Origin of the sequence: Kribbella sp. NPDC050124 (assembly GCF_044460355.1) — a bacterium.
Lineage (GTDB): Bacteria > Actinomycetota > Actinomycetes > Propionibacteriales > Kribbellaceae > Kribbella.
Map to the genome: position 1 here is coordinate 1 of NZ_JBITJU010000034.1, position 16,187 is coordinate 16,187.

Sequence of the window (16,187 nt, forward strand, 5' to 3'; positions counted from 1 at the left end):
GGACCGGCTACTCCTACAAGGGCTGCACCCATCTCACCAGCCGAAACGCCGACTCTTGCGGTTTCAACCTCAGCCGTAACCGAACGGCGTTGGGGCTAAGCCTCGGTCCGTGGCTCCTGGCAGCAGCGAGCAGGTGCTCGGCGGAGTGCAGCGCAAGGCGGAGGGCGAGGCTCGGAGTGGGGTTCTCCGTGCCTCGCCCTCCAACGCCGCGATGTGCCCGCCGAGCGCCGCGCAGCGCGCCAGGAGCCGCGGACCGGGGCTTAGGTGGACGCGTCAACCGACGTAGGCTGAAGGACATGCTGAGGACTGACGAGGTGCTCGACGCGGCGGAGGTGCTCGCGGCGGTGGCGCAGATCATCGACGGACCGCCGAACGAGATCCTCGACCGGCTGTCGACGGCGACCGCCGAGCTCGTTCCGCATCGCGCGGTCGCGCAACTCGCCTCCCAGTGCGCGTCGACCCCGGTCACCGCGCACGGCGAGCCCGCGCTCGCGGAGGCGATCACCGGCGCCGACCTGGCCGCGCTGCTCGGCACCGTGACGGCCGGTCAGCCGTGGCAGGGCGTCGTACCGATCGCGGGCGCGGAGTATCCCGTGCTGGCCGTCTCCAGCGACCGGGCGCCGCGCGGATCCGTGGTCGTCTTCATCCAGTACGACGAGACGCCGACGGCAGCGGCCGCAGTCCTGCAGGAGCTGTGGGACCTGGTCACCATCCACATGTACCGGCTCACACTAGAACGCGAACCCGGTGCGCTCGCCCAGAACCGGGCGGTCGCGGAGGCGCGGAACGACGTCGCCGCCGAGCTCGGTGAGGCGCACGCTGCCACGCTCGCCACGATTCTCGGCGTACTGCGGAACCAGCGGATCGACGACGCCTCAGCCCGGACGATGGCCGTCGAGATGGCGCTGAACGGCCTGTCCGACCTACGCAACGACACTCAGCGAGACCGGGTGTGCAGTGGCGAGGAGCCGGCCGGCAAGGCGTTCGACCGGCTCGCCGACTCGCTCCGTGCGCTGCTACGGCACGGCCCGGTCGACCTCGAACTCGACACCCCCGGCAACGACAAGTTGGTCCCAGCCGGGGTCGCGCACCGGGCCCGGGTCGCGGTGCGCTCGGTGGTGCTGGCGATGCTCACACAGGACGGCGTACGGCGGATCCGCGTCGGCTGGCGATGGAACGGCACGGACCTCGAGGCGACCGTCCGCGACGACGGTCCCGGGCGGCTCGAGGACGTCCTCGACCTCGGTCAGCTGGCCGAACGCCTCCGCCTGCACGAAGGCGACCTGGACCTGGACGCCGTCCCGGGCTGGGGCCTCACCGCGCGCATCACCCTGCACGCCGGCTCGGCGCCCCAAACCGTCACGTCAGACCCGCTGGCTCCCCTCGGCACCCGCGAGCTCGAAGTCCTCGAACGCCTGGCCCAGGGTCACCGCAACCGCTCGATCGCCGACGACCTCCACATCAGCGAGTCCACGGTCAAGTTCCACGTGGCCAACATCCTCACCAAACTCTCCGTCACCACCCGAACCCAGGCCGCCGCCCTCTACCACGCAACCGCGCTCTAGTTGTTTTGTTAGCGTGGCCGGGTGAGACCCAGACGCCTCCACCGGATGGTGCGACGGTCGGCGGCCACGCTGCCAATGGCCAGGTTCTACGGGATCATCCAGCCGCCCCTCGACCGGCTCGTCTATCGCTTGAGCCATGGCCGGGCGAGCGCGACGTCCTGGCTGGCCGGGCTGCCGATCATCATGCTGACCACGACGGGCGCGCGGACCGGGCTGCCCAGGACGACGCCCTTACTGGGGCTGCCGGACGGTCAGGAGTTCATCCTGATCGCGTCCAACTACGGCCGCCCCGGCCACCCGGCCTGGTACTTCAACCTCCGGGCCGACCAGCACGCCACGATCGTCGTCGACGGCCAGAGCCGCGAGGTCGTCGCGTACGAACTGCAGGGTGCGGAGCGCGAGCGCGACTACCGGCGCGGTGAAGCGGTGTTCGCCGGATTCACCCGGTACCGCGGGTGGGCAGCCAATCGCACGATTCCCGTGCTGAGGCTGCGGCCCGACGTCAGGACTCCTCGAGGCGGGGGAACAGCGGGTCGCCCTTCGTGAGGGTGGCTCCGGCGGGGAGCTGGCCCCAGGTTGCCGCGTCCTGGACGTGCTGGTCCTTGAGGGAGCCGAGCTTCTCCTCGGCGCCGAGGAGGGTCCAGAGCTTGGCCGATGTCTTGGGCATGGTCGGGTTGTGCAGTACGGCGACCGCGCGCAGCGCCTCGGCGGACGAGTACAGGATCGTGGCGAGGCGGTCGCGCTTCGAGTCGTCCTTGGCGACCTTCCACGGCTCCTGCTCGGTGACGTAGCCGTTGATCGCGCCGACCAGGTCGTTGATCGCGGCCAGCGCGTCGTGGAAGGCCAGCGTGTCGATTGCCTTGTCCGCGATCGCCACGGTCTGGGTCAGCTTGTCCGCCAGCGCCTGCTCGGCCGGTCCGTGGTCGGTCGGCTCGGGCAGGACGCCGTCGAAGTACTTGCCGACCATCGCCGCGATCCGGCTGGCGAGGTTGCCCAGGCCGTTGGCGAGCTCGGAGGTGTAGACCGCGCTCAGGTGCTCCCACGAGAACGACCCGTCCGAGCCGAACTGGATGGTGCGCAGGAAGTAGTACCGGAAGGCGTCCGAGCCGAAGTGGTCGGTGATCTCGTGCGGCGCGATCGCGGTCAGCTTCGACTTGCTCATCTTCTCGCCGCCGACCAGCAGCCAGCCGTGCGCGAACACCTGCTTCGGCACCGCGACCCCGGCGGCCATCAGCATCGCCGGCCAGATCACCGCGTGGAAACGCAGGATGTCCTTGCCGACCAGGTGCACGTCGACCGGCCAGAGCTCCTCGAACCGCTCCGGGTCCGTGCCGTAGCCCGCCGCCGTCACGTAGTTGAGCAGCGCGTCGATCCAGACGTAGAGGACGTGGTCCTCGTCCCACGGGACCGGGATGCCCCAGTCGAAGGTCGACCGGGTGATCGACAGGTCCTGCAGACCCTGCTTGACGAACGCGATCACCTCGTTGCGGGCGCTCGCGGGCGCCACGAAGTCGGGCTGCGACTCGTACAGCTCGATCAGCTTGTCGGCGTACGCCGAGAGCCGGAAGAAGTAGTTCGTCTCCGCGACCGTCTCGAGCTCGGTGCCGTGGATCATGCACCGCTGGGTGCCGTCCTCGTCGACCCGGATGTCCGCGGGCAGCTTGAACTCCTCGCAGCCGACGCAGTACAGGCCCTCGTACTGCCCCTGGTAGACGTCGCCCTTGTCGTACAGCGTCTGCCAGAACTCGCGGACCCGCTCGGTGTGCCGCTGCTCGGTGGTCCGGATGAAGTCGTCGTACGCGATGTCGACGTCGACCCAGGCCGGCTTCCAGGCCTCCTCGACAAGCTTGTCGGTCCACTCCTTGGGCGACATGCCCTGGGCCTGCGCGCTGCGCATCACCTTCTCGCCGTGCTCGTCGGTACCGGTCAGGTACCACTTCCGCTCGCCGCGCTGCGCGTGCCAACGGGTGAGGACGTCCCCGGCCACGGTGGTGTACGCGCTGCCGATGTGCGGCGCGGCCGTGACGTAGTAGATCGGGGTGGTGACGTAATAGGCCTTCTCGGACATAGGAAAAGGGTAGTGGTGCGCGCCAGCGCTATTTACCAGGGTCCCGGGCGGCGAGCACAGCGTCGTACACGGTCCGTTTGGGAACGTTGAAGCGCTTGGCGACATCCGCAATGGCCTGTTTACGGGGTGTTCCGGCTTCCTCGTCCGTCGCGACCTCCCGCGCGAGGTCCTCCGGAGTCAGCACCTTGTGCGGGTCCGCCCCGGCCACGACGAGGGTGATCTCCCCGCGTACGCCGTCCGCCGCCCACTCGGCCAGCTCCGTGAGCGGGCCGCGCTTGACCTCTTCGTACGTCTTGGTGAGCTCGCGGCAGACCGCCGTACGACGGTCCGCCCCGAAGGCCTCCGCCATCGCCTCGAGGGAGGCGGCCAGCCGGTGCGGGGCCTCGAAGAACACCATCGTCCGCGGCTCGTCCGCCAGCTCACCCAGCCGCCGGGCCCGCTCCCCCGGCTTCCGCGGCAGGAACCCCTCGAACGTGAACCGGTCCACCGGGAGCCCGGACAGCGCCAGCGCAGTCAGTACGGCGGACGGCCCGGGTACGGCGGTCACGTCGACGCCGGCCTCGATCGCGGCAGCCACCAGCCGGTATCCCGGATCCGAGACACTCGGCATCCCCGCGTCCGTCACCACAACCACGGTCTGCCCCGCGGTCAGCGCCTCCAGCAACTCCGGCGTCCGCTCCCGCTCATTGCCCTCGAAATAACTAACCACCCGCCCAGCGACCACAACCCCCAACTCCGACGTCAACCGCCGCAACCGCCGAGTATCCTCAGCCGCCACCACATCAGCCTCACCCAGCACTCGCGCCAACCGCGGCGAAGCATCCAGCAGGTCCCCAATGGGCGTCCCAGCCAACACCAATCGCCCGCTCATGGCAGAAGCGTGAACGTGTCGACATGGCGCGGCCGCACAACACTGAAATGCCGACGATCCAAGGTGGCGACCTCGCGCGCACCGAGCGCCTCCGCTGTCGCGACCACCGAGGCATCCACCACTCCGAGCGGAAGGTCGGCGTACTTGCGCATCAGTACCGCGATCCGCTCGAGCTCGGAGTCGCACTCGGCAACCGCGAAGTCACCCGCCGCGAGCGACTCCACGAAGTCGGCCTCGACTTTCGCACCGACCTCCCGCTGAATGAGGTAGCAAGCCTCGGTGACCACGAGGCTCGGCACCACCAACTGTTCCCGGTTGAGGTGGGCAGCGGCGAACAGATCGACGCAGGCACGATGGTCGTCGTCGTTGTACAGCACCGCGGCGACGAGCGGGCCGTTGTCGACGACGATCACTCCTGCCGACCGAGCTCGTCTCGCAGGATTTCCTCGCTCCGCCGCGCGATGTCAGGGCGGCTGCCCGCACCGGCGCCGAACCACGACGGCGGCCACGGCCGAGGCTCCGCAGCCCTGCGGCGCCGCACCTCCAGGCGACGCTTGAGGATCTCCCGCATGTCAGGCACGAGCTCCGCGGCGGCTTCGTCGGGCAACTCGTCGATCAGAGCGTGCAGCTCCTCGCGTGGCGTGCTCATGTCACTGATTGTAGGAGGTCAGACCCCCTGTTTTCGGTTGTCCACAGCCCGTCGGCTTGGTGCGCGAGAGGCGGTGGTACTGATGCGTCCGTACGATGGCGGGCGTGACTGCTGTGATCGAGGACGGGACTGCTCGGCGGGGGGACGCTGCCGAGGGGCGGGAAACGCTCGGGCGGGACGTGCTCGGGAGGCGGCTGCCACCGCTCAAGGAGCGGTTGTACCCGCCGATGCCGAAAGACTTCGAGGGCGGCTGGATCGCGACCCTGGCGATCACCGCGCTGGCCGGGTTCCTGCGGTTCTGGGACCTCGGCAACCCGGTGAAGTTCGTCTTCGACGAGACGTACTACGCCAAGGACGCGTTCAGCCTGCTCAAGTTCGGCTACGCGCGGCAGTTCATCGACCAGCCCGAGGGCGCCGCGGACAAGGCGATCCTGGCCGGCAACCTGGACGTCTTCAAGGACACCCCGAGCCTGACCGTGCACCCCGAGGTCGGCAAGTGGATGATCGCTGCCGGCGAGCAACTGTTCGGGATGAACACGTTCGGCTGGCGGTTCATGCCGGCCCTGTTCGGCACGCTCACCGTGCTGCTGCTGATCCGGACCGTACGGCGGATGACCCGGTCGACCCTGATCGGCTGCGTCGCCGGCCTGCTGCTGGCGGTCGACGGCCTGCACTTCGTGATGTCCCGGGTCGCGCTGCTCGACATCTTCCTGGCGTTCTGGCTGGTCGCCGCGGTCTCCTGCCTCGTCGCCGACCGGGACTGGACCCGCCGCCGGCACGCCGACTCCCTCGACAGGCCGGTCCCCGACGGCGAGCGCCGTACCCTCGGCCGTTGGTTGCTGATCCGCCCGTGGCGGCTCGCGGCCGGTGTGTGCTTCGGGCTCGCGCTCGGCACCAAGTGGTCCGCGGTCTGGGTGATCGCCGGGTTCGGCCTGCTGACCTTCGCCTGGGACCTCGGCGCGCGGCGGGCGCTCGGCGTCCGGCACGCGTTCGTGAAGTCGGCGCTGGTCGACGGCATCCCGGCGTTCTTCAGCCTGGTGCTGGTCGCGCTCGTCACCTACACCGCGACCTGGACCGGCTGGCTGCTGCACGACAACGCCTACGACCACGACTACGCGTCCAAGAACCCGGCGCACGGCGTGATGAAGGTGGTCCCGGACGACTTCCGGTCACTGATCCACTACCACCAGGAAGTGCTGGCGTTCCACACCGGCGACTACATCAAGAACGCCACCCACCCGTACGCCTCGAACCCGGCCGGCTGGCCGATCATCGCCCGCCCGATCGGGTTCGACGCGGTCAACGACATCAAGCCCGGCACGAACGGCTGCACCGCGCCCGCCGGGACCAACTGCCTGTCGGTGATCTCCGCGCTCGGGACGCCGCTGCTGTGGTGGGGTGGTGCACTGGCGCTGCTCGCCGCGCTGGTGTTCTGGGTAGGCCAGCGGGACTGGCGGTTCGGCGTCCCACTCATCGGGTTCGTGACGTGCTGGGTGCCGTGGTTCGCGTTCGACGACAGACCGATCTTCTTCTTCTACGCCGTCACGATGGTCCCGTTCACGGTGATGGCGCTGGCGCTGGTCCTCGGCAAGATCCTCGGGCCGGCGCGTACGGCGCTCGGTCAGGCGAGCCCGCGCCGCCTGGTCGGCAGCGCGGTCGTCGGCGCCTTCGTCGTACTGGTCGTGCTGAACTTCGCCTACATCTGGCCGATCCTCACGGACAAGGTCCTCCCACACCCGGACTGGCTCCAGCGAATGTGGTTCAAGTCCTGGATCTAACCCACCCACCTGTCGTGCCCCATTTGGCTGGCAGGCCAACCCGGTTGGGGGTTTGCCACCCGGAATCACGGTGCAGAACCCGGCGTTTGGTGGGTCAGCCAGCGAAATTCGGAGCGGTCAGTGGTCCAGCTGGCCGTGGCCGCCGTGGTTCTTGAACCGTTTCTTGTGGCGCTTGGAGGAGACCTGGCCGCCGACGCCGCCGAACAGGGCCAGGCCCTTGACGATGACCACGGGGGCGTTGGGGTCGGGTGAGTCGCCGCCGCGGGCGCCGAAGCCACCGAAGATGCCGACGCCCTGGTTGCGCACCTCGACCGAGTCCGGGACGGTCAGGTCGATCCCGCCGAAGATCGCGAACGCGTAGATCGTCACCTCGCGGCCCTCGAACACCGCGTCCGTCATGTCCAGGTCGTGCCCGCCGAAGATCGCAACCGCGTTGGTCCGGCGCTTGACCCGCCACCGGCCCTTCCGCTCGCCACCGCCGAAGATCGCGAACATGGTGTCGAAGCTGTCGGACGGGTTGGCCGGCTCCTCGATCGGCACCGGGCTGTTCGACGGTGCGGCCGCCGGCGTCGCCTGCGCCGGGATGACGAGGTCCTGCGTGATCGGCTCGAGCTCGCCCAGGGTCCTGGCCTGCAGGGTCTGCTCGAGCCGCTCGGCGTGCTCGTCCTGCGTCAACCGGCCCGACATCAGCGCATCCCGCAGTACGTCGACCACGCGGTCACGATCGGTGTCGGAGGCACGCAGGTGCGCGTGCGGGTGCTGGCGGTCGGGCAGGTTCTCCATAGCACCGAACGATAACTCCCTCAGCGTCGCACCCGCAGCGCAAATCCGACCGCGATCAGGGTGATCGACGCGAAAGTCAGGGCGGTGCCGGGGTATCCACCGAGCCCGAGACCCAGTCCGCCGAGCGCGGCGCCGAGGAAGGTGCCGAGACTCATGCCGGCCGCGTTGACGCTGAGCGCCGATCCGCGCAGGTCGCCACTGCGCCGGACCAGCAAGGTGGTGACGCAGGCGGCGACCGTCGCGTGGCTCGCGCCCATCAGCGCGGTGAGCAGCAGGGTCAGAGGGAGGCTCGGCGAGAAGTAGAAGGCCGAGACGCTGGTGAGGGCGACCGCGAGGCCGACCATGAGCATCTTTTCGGGGCCGATCCAGGGGCGCTCGAGGGCGATGTAGCGGCCGGCCAGCAGGTTGCCGAGGAAGAAGGACGCACCGCTCAGCGACCACACCAGCGCGAACCACCCCGGCGCGAGATCGAACTTCTCGTCGTAGAACGCCGCGAGGTAGGCGAGGTAGCCCATGAAGGCGGCAGTCCGCAGCATCGCGACCACGAGCAGCGGCAGCGCGCCGGGAATCCGGGCCAGCTCGCGGTAGGTCGCCAGGTAGCTCACCCGCTGACCGGTCCTGAGTGGAGCTTTTCGGCCGCGACCACGCCAGAAGAACGCCGCCGACAACCCGAGCGAGACGACTGCCGCGGCGAGCAGGTTGCCGCGCCAACCCCACAGCATCCCTGGTACGGCGAGAACCGGTGCAGCCAGCATTGCCATCGCCGACGTGGTCGCGGACACCAGCGTCGCCGCCCGTCCCGCAGCCGCCGGGCTCTTGAACCGGTCCGCCGCGGCCGCGCCGATCGAGGGCGCCAGGATCGAGGTGGACGCACCGATCAACAAGCAGAACGCCGCCAACGCAAACACGTTGCCCACAGCACCCAACGCCGCCGAGACCCCGAGCAACGCCAACCCACCGGCCGCCACCAACTCCCGCGCCATCCGATCGATCAACGGCGCCAACGAAAACCCCGCCACCAACGCCGCCAGCCCACCAAGCCCCCGCAGCCCACCAACCTCAGCCACACTCCCACCCGCCACCCCAGCAATAGGCACCAGGTACATCCCAAACACCGTGAACGGGATAAGACTCACCGCCGACGCCAGCAAGAACGGCCAAAGCCGCCTCGCCATCCACCAATCCCCTGGTATCTCGGTGGGCATCGGTGGAACGACGGGTGTGGCGATCGCGGGGTTCTGGCTCGGGCTGCTCATGTTTCCGTCCTAGGGTAGCGGTAGAGGCTGCTCGGGCGGGAGCTGAATTGGGAGAAGGGGAAGGGCTCGGCGGAGAGTGCTGTGACGCCGGAGCCGAGGAAGGACCGGATCACGGCGCTTCCGGTCTGAGCATAGACCGCGAGCGGCTTCTCTTGCTGACGGCAACGATCAAGCAGGACGTCGAAAGACCCGTTGGACAAGGTCATTCCGGTCGCCACCACAGCGTCGGCGGTGTCGACAACCGCCGTCATGTCGCGGGAAACCGGCAACCCGGACGCCGTCTCGCGAAGGTTGAAGTCACACGGCAAACAGACCCCACCCCGAGCGGTGATCGCGTCGACCAGCGGATTCACCACCCCGATCAATGCGACCTTGGTGCCCTCAGCAACATCCAGCAGCCCGGCGACTGCCGCATCCCGAGCCCGCGCCCGGACATCCGGCGTACCAGCGGGAAGCACAATCTCCTCAGCCTCCGCCGAAACATGATGCGGCTCGACCGCCGCCAGGTACGCGTCCAGCGCCGCGATCCGCACCGGCAACGCAACGCTCTCCGAGGACAGCAACTCCGCAACCGTGAGCCCTGAGGTATCAGCGCAGTACGACGGATCCAACTCCCCCGCCTCGAACGAGCAAGCCCCGAACACCTCGCCGACCCGCAACAACACGTAGTAGTTCCGGTAGGTCACGTCAGCCCCCGGCAGCCGCGTCGTGTGATGCAGCCAGAAAGCAGACGTGACGGACAGCTCGGCAGGAGGCACACCGAGGGAGCCGGCAAGTACAGCGGAGGTGAGCGCAGCCACGGAAGCGGTCATGGGAGATCGGCCAGCCTTTCGGGGTTGTAAGTCAGGGCGGACAACTCTGGGCGACCCGCGGGCTGGAAGCAGTACAGCAGCCAGCGGCGATCGGACGCGGTCCGGTTCGGCGCCGAGCGGTGCACCATCAGCCCGGGGAACATGAGGACCGACCCAGCCGGCGCCTCCACCGTCACCGCGCGGGAACGCGTCGACGACCGTTGGATCCACCAGCAGACCGGTCGGCTTCCGTTGCCGTGAACAACTCCCGCAGCACCACATACCCCGTCACACACCTCAGCCTAATGCGACGGCGTCGCAGATGGGAACTCTTCGCGCCGGAGCAGCGCCGACTCCCGCCGGTCCCAGGACATCGCCGACCACGGCACCGCGAGCTCCTCCAGCGACGCGATCTCCCGCGGCCGCATCGACGCCATCGGCCGCGCCTCGGCATGACGGGCAAAAGCGGACTCGACGTACCGCGTGCCGGTGTCGGCGGCGAGGAACACATGCTTGCGACCGCTGTCGCAGTTGTGCTCCCACAGCGCCGACAGGTACGCCGCCCCCGCGGACAATCCCGCGAAGACACCAGACGTCCGCAGCAGGTCTACCGCCGCCGACATCGCGTAGTCGAACGAGACCCAGTGCATCCGGTCGTACAGCTCGTGCCGCACGTTCCGGAACTCGATCGAGCTGCCGATCCCCGCGATGATCATCTCCGGGTCCTGGGTGTGCCCGGCGCCGAACGTGATGCTGCCGAACGGCTGCACCCCGACCAGGTTCACGTCCCGCCCGCGGTTGCGCAGGTACTCCGCGATCGCGCCGGTCGACGCGCCGGTCCCGACACCGCCGACCAGGCACAGCGGCCCGTCCGGCACCAGGTCGTTGACAAGGTCGGCGACCGCGCCGTACCCGAGGTAGTGGATGTCGTCGTGGTATTGCTGCATCCAGTGGTACGTCGGGTTCTCGCGCAGGATCTCGCCGATCCGCCGGACCCGCAGGTTCTGGTCGAGTTGCAGGTTGTTCGACGACGGCACCTGCTCGACGGTCGCGCCGAGGATCTCCAGCTGGATCTTCAGCGTCCGGTCGACCGTGGTGGAGCCGACGATGTGACACCTCATTCCGTACCGGTGGCAGGCCAGCGCCAGCGCGTGCGCGTAGATCCCGCTCGAGCTGTCGATCAGCGTGTCGCCGGGCCGGACCGCGCCGGTCTCCAGCAGGTGGCGTACGGCGCCCAGCGCGGAGTACACCTTCATCGTCTCGAACCGCAGGCAGATCAGGTCGTCGCCGACCCGGATCGGATCCGGGTCCTTGATCGCCTCCGCCAGGTGATCGTGCAGTCGCGTCATCGGCGCGATTCGCTCCTCATGTCGGGGGTCGGCACGGGCGGAGAATCTGGGCGCCCGAGCCGGGCGGCGCTCACCAGCCGCCGGGTCAGCTCGGACGTGGGGCTCGACATCACGGACGCCGGCGGTCCTTCCTCGACGACGCGGCCGGCGTCGATCACGATGACGTGGTCGGACACCGCCGCGACCAGGCCGAGGTCGTGGCCGATCCAGACCAGTGCGGTGCCGCGGTCCTTCAGCTCGGCGAGTAGTTCGACGACTAGCGTCGTACCGTGGTCGTCGAGGGCGGTGGTGATCTCGTCGCAGATCAGGACGTCGGGACGCGCGAGCACTGCCCTTGCGAGTGCGGCGCGCTGGAGCTCGCCGCCCGACAAGCGGCTCGGGGGTCGCGCTGCGGTGATCGCCGAGACGCCTAGGCGGGCCAGGGTTTCTACTGCTTCGGCGTGGGCCTCTTGTCCCGGCAGGCCGCGGAGGCGTTGGGCGGTCCGGGCGACCTGCTGGTCGACGGTACGGCGTTCGTCGAAGGAGCCGCGGACTTCCTGCCAGACGTACTGGACGCGACGGTTCTGCTCGAGCGATCGCTTCCGGAGGACGGGGAGGTCCTCGTCGTCCAGCAGGATACGGCCGGTGTGGCGTTCGTGCAGGCCGGCCAGGGTGCGGGCGAGCGTGGTCTTGCCGCTGCCCGAGCGTCCGACGACACCGACGCATTGGCCCGGGCGGACGGCAAGGTCGACGTTGTGCAGGATCCGGTCCCGGCCCCGAGGTTTGAGTGATGCTGTGAGGTTTATTGCCTTCAGCAATGGTTTGGCTGGGCTGGGGGTTCCTGGTCGCCGGAGCTCCAGCTTCTTCGGCAACACCTCGGGACCGCCGGAGTCGACAACCTGGCCGGCGGACAGTACGACGACGTGCTCGGCGAGGGCTCGGACGAGATCGAGGTCGTGGCTGAGCAGCAGAATCCCGAGCCCGCTCGCCGCCAAGTCCTCCAATTCATGGACGAGTTGCAGCCGGGTGATCGAGTCCAAGCCGGTGCTTGGCTCATCCAGCACGAGCACCTTGGGCCGGCACGTCAACGCCTGCGCCAACGCGACCCGCTGCCGCTGCCCACCCGAGAACTGATGCGGAAACCGCCGCAACGTCTCCCGATCATCCGGCAACTGCGCCGCCCGCAACGCCTCCCGCACCACTCGTTCCCCCGGATGATGCAACCTCTCCAACTCCCGCAACGCAGCCCCCACCCGCCGCGCCGGATTGAGCGAACTCCCCGGATGCTGAGGCATGTACGTCACCACCCGCCCCCGAACCCCAGCCGCTGCCGCCGTAGGCCCGTTGCCGTCAACAACCACCAGACCATCCACCTCGACCGAGCCCGAGAGCTGCACGTCACTGGTGTGCTCGCCAAGCAACGCGAGGGCGGAGGTCGTCTTTCCAGACCCCGAAGCGCCGACCAGCGCCGTCACCCGCCCGGGCCACACGTCGAGGCTCACCCCGTCGACGAGGATCGCAGGACCGGCGGTAGCCGCTAGGCCGGCAACGCTCACAAGCGCCCGCCCAGCGGGCGGGTTGGTGGGGTGAGAGCCGAAGCGCGGGTTCATGTACCCACCTCCGCGAGGCCGCGGGTGTGGTGGACCAGGCGGTCGGCTAGGAGGTTGAAGCCTAGGGTGAAGGAGACCAGCAACAAGGCTGGGGCCAGGACTGACCAGGGCTGTAGGAGGAGGCCCTCGCGGTTTCGGGAGATGCTGACCGCCCAGTCGGGGGCGGTGGGGCTCAGGCCTAGGCCGAGGAAGTTGACTGAGGCGACCAGGAAGACGGCCAGGGTGATGCGGGTGCCGATGTCGGCGGCGACCGGGCCGAGTACTGCGCGGCCGACGTACCCGAGGTGGATGCCGATCCAGCTCTCCCGCTGCATCCGGAGCGCCTCGACGACCGGGCTGCTCGCCGCGTCCAGCGCCGCGGCCCGCACCAGCCGCGCGACTGTCGGAACGTTGACCATGGCAACAGCCAGCGTGATCGCGAACGCCGACGCCCGCCACCCGACCGCGACCACACTGATCACCAGCAACGACGGCAACGGCAACAGTACATCGAGGGGACGGATCAACGCCTCGTCCAGCCAACGATGCCGAGTCGAAGCCGCAACCAGCCCGATCAAGCCCCCGACAAGATAAGCAATCGCGACAGCACCGAACGCCATCCCAAGAGCCGTCCGCCCACCATCCAGCACCAACTGCAGGACATCCCGCCCAAGCCCATCCGTGCCAAGCACACCCTGCGAGTCATAAGGCAGCCCAGGCGTCGCCCGCACATCGATGAACGGCCCGAAGACGGCCACCACAAGCGGCCCAACGACAAGCGTCGCCGCCACCCCCACCGGCAACCGCGCAGCCACCCGCCTCATCGCAGCAACTCCGTACGCGGCACCAACCGATTGCACACCAGATCCGCACCAAGGTTGATCACCAGCGCCGCCACTGCCAGCACCAGGGTCAACCCTTGCACCACCGGCACATCCCGCGTCTCCACCCCGTCGACAAGCGCCGTCGCAAACCCGGGGATCGCGAAGATCGCCTCCACCACCAGAACCCCACCCAGCAAGGTGTCCCCGGTCCGCGCCAACTCCTGCACCCCCGGCACAGCGGCGTTCGGCAACACATGCCGCAACAACAACCGCCGCCGCGGGACACCGAGCCGTCGAGCCTGTACGACGTACTCCGCCTGAAGAGCCGTGATCGTGCCGGCCCGCACCTGCCGGGACAGCAAGCACACCGTCCGGCCGAGCAACACCGCGACCGGCAGCACCAGCAACACCGGACTCGCCAGCAGATCGCCACCGATCCAGGTCGCCGGCAACCAGCCGAGCTTGAGCGAGAACACCGCTACCAACAGCACCGCGATCACGAAGTCCGGGATCGCACTGAAAGCCAGCGTCACCGACGTGATCGTCCGATCCAGCCGCCCGTTCTCACGGGTTCCCATCACGATGCCCAGGGCAACGGCCAATGGGACCACAACGGCCAGCGTCGCGAGCGTCAGCACCAACGTCGCCCCGATCGAGGCCCTGACGATGTCGATCACGGGCCGGCCACTGATCAGCGACGTACCCAGATCCCCTGTGAGTACGTCGCCGAACCAGTGCGTGAACCGTTCGACTGCAGGCTGATTCAGCCCGAGCTGCGCCCGCATCCGGTCGACCTGCTCAGGCGTCAGCGTCTCGGTGAACCGCATCTCGGCAGCGTCACCGGGAAGCAACGCGGTCAGGACGAAGACGAGAACGGACAGGACGGCGAGCTGGAAGACGGCGAGCGCAGCACGGTGCGCGGCGTACGACCGCATTCAGGCCAGCCACACCTTGTCGAACCGGCCGAAGTCCAGCGTGTTCGGCGGCACCGCGTCGACACCCTGCACCTTGGACGACACCGCGACCAGGTAGTCCGGCAGCCCCCAGGCCAGGATGCCGCCCTCGTCCCGGAGCGTCTTCTGCAGTACGCCGTACTTCGCCGATCGGGCCGCCTCGTCGGTCAGCACCTGCGCGGCGGCGAACTCGGCGTCGAACCCGGGCCGGCGCCAGTGCGTGACGTTGAACGGCGACTTGGTCAGCAACCGGTCGGTGACGTACTGCGGGATCGGCATCGCGCCGGATCGATGACTGCCGATCACACCCTTGGTCAGCAGGTCCTTGGTGTACGTGAGCGGGCTGCCGGTGCTGACCTTGAGCTTCACGCCCGCCTCGGCGACCTGCTCGGCGAACAGCGTGGCCGCCTCGACGAACCCGGCCGAGGCGTCGGCCGTGAAGATCTCGATCTCCTTGCCCACCAGGCCGGCCTTCTCCAGCAGCGCCTTCGCCTGCTCGACGTCACGCTCCCGCTGCGGCAGGTCGTCGGGATAGTACTGATAGCCCTTGCCGAACAGATCGTTGCCGACGGCACCACGACCGGCGAGCACCACGTCGACGAGCCGTTGCCGGTCGGCGAGCAGCTTGAACGCCAGCCGGACATCCGGGTTGTCGAACGGCGGCTGGTCGCACTTCATCACGAACGCCTGCATCGTGCTGGCCTTCGCTGCGACGATCCGGACCGCCTTTCCGGCTTCCGCCGTACGGGCGAAGGTCGCGGTCATGTCGTTCGCGTACTCGGCCTGTCCACCTTGTACGGCGTTCGCGCGGGCCTCGGAGTCGGCCGAGAGGATGTGCAGTTCCTCGATCCGCGCCGGGTCCTCCCAGTAGTCGCCGTACCGGCTCGCAACCATCGATCGGCCGGCCTCGAAGGAGACGAACCGGAAGGGACCGGTGCCGACCGGCTTGGTCGGATCGGTGAAGCCGTCGCGGACGATCTGAGTGCCGATTCCGGCCAGCAGGGCAGGGAATTCGGCGTTCGGCGCGGACAGGGTCAGCTCGACGGTCCGCGGGTCGATCGCCTTGGAGCGACGCAGATCCACGGTGGCCAGTGACGACTGGGCGACGCGCTCCGGCGCCTTCGGGTCGGCGATCCGGGCCAGGCTGTGGAGGACGTCCTCGCTGGTCAACTTGTTGCCGTCGTGGAAGGTCGCGTCCCGGAGCGTGAATCGCCAGGTCGTTGCCTGTGCGTCACTCTCCCACTTCTCCGCCAGCCGCGGCACCGGCTTCAGGTCGGGGCCGAGCTCGACCAGCTTGTCGTACATCGCCTTGTGCCGGGCGATGTCGACGAACAGGCTCTGGACGTGCGGGTCGAGCACCTCCTTGGCGCCGCCACCGGCGTATACGGCCCGCAGCCGTCCACCCTGCGTGGGCTGGGCGGCTGCCTGACCATCGGATCCACACCCGGTCAGCGCCGCCAGCCCCAGTCCGCCGGCCACCCCCAGGAACGCTCGTCTGTTCAGTCGGTCGGACATGCGCGTTTCCTTCACGGTAGAGGTCCCGGCGACGCCCCACAGTCACCCGCCGCCGGACATGCATCCTGCCGATAATGAAAATCGTTGTCAAATTCAGCGCGCATCCGAACGAGACGACTTCATTCTTTCCGGCGCCGTCACGCACTGCTCTTCGTGACGGCGTGTCACCGACACCTACCTCCGAGTACCGGGAGTCACTACTGAGTCGAGCACCTCC

Annotated in this window: 16 protein-coding genes; 3 read left to right on the plus strand and 13 right to left on the minus strand. The window is 68.6% G+C overall.

Going from position 1 to position 16,187, the window contains the following annotated elements; all coding sequences use genetic code 11:
- Positions 1–296 precede the first annotated feature (296 nt).
- Both ACIBL3_RS42635 and ACIBL3_RS42640 read left to right on the plus strand, forming a co-directional pair.
- Entirely contained in the window at positions 297–1,565 is a 1,269-nt protein-coding gene (locus tag ACIBL3_RS42635) for a LuxR C-terminal-related transcriptional regulator (RefSeq protein WP_396359717.1), read from the plus strand.
- Positions 1,566–1,586: 21 nt separating this feature from the next.
- On the plus strand, positions 1,587–2,111 hold the full coding sequence (locus ACIBL3_RS42640; RefSeq protein ID WP_396359718.1) for a nitroreductase family deazaflavin-dependent oxidoreductase: 525 nt from the start codon (positions 1,587–1,589) through the stop codon (positions 2,109–2,111).
- Here the strand turns inward: ACIBL3_RS42640 and metG are convergent.
- The 4 genes from metG to ACIBL3_RS42660 are packed head-to-tail and all read right to left on the minus strand — an operon-like array spanning position 2,068 to position 5,153.
- On the minus strand, positions 2,068–3,633 hold the full coding sequence (gene metG / locus ACIBL3_RS42645) for a methionine--tRNA ligase (RefSeq protein ID WP_396359719.1): 1,566 nt from the start codon (positions 3,631–3,633) through the stop codon (positions 2,068–2,070). The genes ACIBL3_RS42640 and metG overlap by 44 nt on opposite strands.
- 28 nt (positions 3,634–3,661) lie before the next feature.
- Positions 3,662–4,504 (minus strand): 16S rRNA (cytidine(1402)-2'-O)-methyltransferase, encoded by an 843-nt coding sequence (gene rsmI, locus ACIBL3_RS42650; RefSeq protein WP_396359720.1) that lies wholly within the window; start codon positions 4,502–4,504, stop codon positions 3,662–3,664.
- Positions 4,501–4,917: a type II toxin-antitoxin system VapC family toxin gene (locus ACIBL3_RS42655; RefSeq protein WP_396359721.1), complete on the minus strand. Its 417-nt coding sequence runs from the start codon at positions 4,915–4,917 to the stop codon at positions 4,501–4,503. Before ACIBL3_RS42655 ends, rsmI begins: the two co-directional genes overlap by 4 nt.
- Positions 4,914–5,153, minus strand: a complete 240-nt coding sequence (locus tag ACIBL3_RS42660; RefSeq protein ID WP_396359722.1) for a hypothetical protein — start codon at positions 5,151–5,153, stop codon at positions 4,914–4,916. Before ACIBL3_RS42660 ends, ACIBL3_RS42655 begins: the two co-directional genes overlap by 4 nt.
- 95 nt (positions 5,154–5,248) lie before the next feature.
- On the opposite strand from ACIBL3_RS42660, the gene ACIBL3_RS42665 reads away from it, so the two are divergent.
- Positions 5,249–6,931: a dolichyl-phosphate-mannose--protein mannosyltransferase gene (locus ACIBL3_RS42665; protein WP_396359723.1), complete on the plus strand. Its 1,683-nt coding sequence runs from the start codon at positions 5,249–5,251 to the stop codon at positions 6,929–6,931.
- 117 nt (positions 6,932–7,048) lie between these two features.
- Here ACIBL3_RS42665 and ACIBL3_RS42670 read toward each other — a convergent pair whose 3' ends face one another.
- From ACIBL3_RS42670 to ACIBL3_RS42710, 9 genes are all read right to left on the minus strand, one after another.
- Positions 7,049–7,714: a DUF1707 domain-containing protein gene (locus ACIBL3_RS42670; protein WP_396359724.1), complete on the minus strand. Its 666-nt coding sequence runs from the start codon at positions 7,712–7,714 to the stop codon at positions 7,049–7,051.
- A 20-nt stretch (positions 7,715–7,734) separates the two neighbouring features.
- Positions 7,735–8,919 (minus strand): MFS transporter, encoded by a 1,185-nt coding sequence (locus tag ACIBL3_RS42675; RefSeq protein ID WP_396359791.1) that lies wholly within the window; start codon positions 8,917–8,919, stop codon positions 7,735–7,737.
- A 47-nt stretch (positions 8,920–8,966) separates the two neighbouring features.
- A complete protein-coding gene (locus tag ACIBL3_RS42680) occupies positions 8,967–9,782 on the minus strand; it encodes a Rossmann-like domain-containing protein (protein WP_396359725.1) in 816 nt (271 codons plus the stop codon).
- Positions 9,779–9,958: a phytanoyl-CoA dioxygenase family protein gene (locus ACIBL3_RS42685; RefSeq protein ID WP_396359726.1), complete on the minus strand. Its 180-nt coding sequence runs from the start codon at positions 9,956–9,958 to the stop codon at positions 9,779–9,781. The genes ACIBL3_RS42680 and ACIBL3_RS42685 overlap by 4 nt, the downstream gene beginning before the upstream one ends.
- A 105-nt stretch (positions 9,959–10,063) precedes the next feature.
- Positions 10,064–11,110, minus strand: coding sequence for a pyridoxal-phosphate dependent enzyme (locus ACIBL3_RS42690; protein WP_396359727.1), 1,047 nt, complete (start codon positions 11,108–11,110; stop codon positions 10,064–10,066).
- Entirely contained in the window at positions 11,107–12,699 is a 1,593-nt protein-coding gene (locus ACIBL3_RS42695; protein ID WP_396359728.1) for an ABC transporter ATP-binding protein, read from the minus strand. Before ACIBL3_RS42695 ends, ACIBL3_RS42690 begins: the two co-directional genes overlap by 4 nt.
- Positions 12,696–13,502, minus strand: a complete 807-nt coding sequence (locus ACIBL3_RS42700; protein ID WP_396359729.1) for an ABC transporter permease — start codon at positions 13,500–13,502, stop codon at positions 12,696–12,698. Before ACIBL3_RS42700 ends, ACIBL3_RS42695 begins: the two co-directional genes overlap by 4 nt.
- Positions 13,499–14,437, minus strand: a complete 939-nt coding sequence (locus ACIBL3_RS42705) for an ABC transporter permease (protein ID WP_396359730.1) — start codon at positions 14,435–14,437, stop codon at positions 13,499–13,501. The genes ACIBL3_RS42700 and ACIBL3_RS42705 overlap by 4 nt, the downstream gene beginning before the upstream one ends.
- Positions 14,438–15,970: an ABC transporter substrate-binding protein gene (locus ACIBL3_RS42710; protein ID WP_396359731.1), complete on the minus strand. Its 1,533-nt coding sequence runs from the start codon at positions 15,968–15,970 to the stop codon at positions 14,438–14,440.
- Positions 15,971–16,187 lie beyond the last annotated feature (217 nt).

Coding starts and splice junctions, on each gene's coding strand:
- ACIBL3_RS42635 (WP_396359717.1), top strand. CDS start 297: ATGCTGAGGACTGACGAGGTGCTCGACGCGGCGGAGGTGCTCGCGGCG.
- metG (WP_396359719.1), bottom strand. CDS start 3,633: ATGTCCGAGAAGGCCTATTACGTCACCACCCCGATCTACTACGTCACG.
- rsmI (WP_396359720.1), bottom strand. CDS start 4,504: ATGAGCGGGCGATTGGTGTTGGCTGGGACGCCCATTGGGGACCTGCTG.
- ACIBL3_RS42660 (WP_396359722.1), bottom strand. CDS start 5,153: ATGAGCACGCCACGCGAGGAGCTGCACGCTCTGATCGACGAGTTGCCC.
- ACIBL3_RS42665 (WP_396359723.1), top strand. CDS start 5,249: ATGGCGGGCGTGACTGCTGTGATCGAGGACGGGACTGCTCGGCGGGGG.
- ACIBL3_RS42670 (WP_396359724.1), bottom strand. CDS start 7,714: ATGGAGAACCTGCCCGACCGCCAGCACCCGCACGCGCACCTGCGTGCC.
- ACIBL3_RS42675 (WP_396359791.1), bottom strand. CDS start 8,919: ATGCCCACCGAGATACCAGGGGATTGGTGGATGGCGAGGCGGCTTTGG.
- ACIBL3_RS42680 (WP_396359725.1), bottom strand. CDS start 9,782: ATGACCGCTTCCGTGGCTGCGCTCACCTCCGCTGTACTTGCCGGCTCC.
- ACIBL3_RS42690 (WP_396359727.1), bottom strand. CDS start 11,110: ATGACGCGACTGCACGATCACCTGGCGGAGGCGATCAAGGACCCGGAT.
- ACIBL3_RS42695 (WP_396359728.1), bottom strand. CDS start 12,699: ATGAACCCGCGCTTCGGCTCTCACCCCACCAACCCGCCCGCTGGGCGG.
- ACIBL3_RS42700 (WP_396359729.1), bottom strand. CDS start 13,502: ATGAGGCGGGTGGCTGCGCGGTTGCCGGTGGGGGTGGCGGCGACGCTT.
- ACIBL3_RS42705 (WP_396359730.1), bottom strand. CDS start 14,437: ATGCGGTCGTACGCCGCGCACCGTGCTGCGCTCGCCGTCTTCCAGCTC.
- ACIBL3_RS42710 (WP_396359731.1), bottom strand. CDS start 15,970: ATGTCCGACCGACTGAACAGACGAGCGTTCCTGGGGGTGGCCGGCGGA.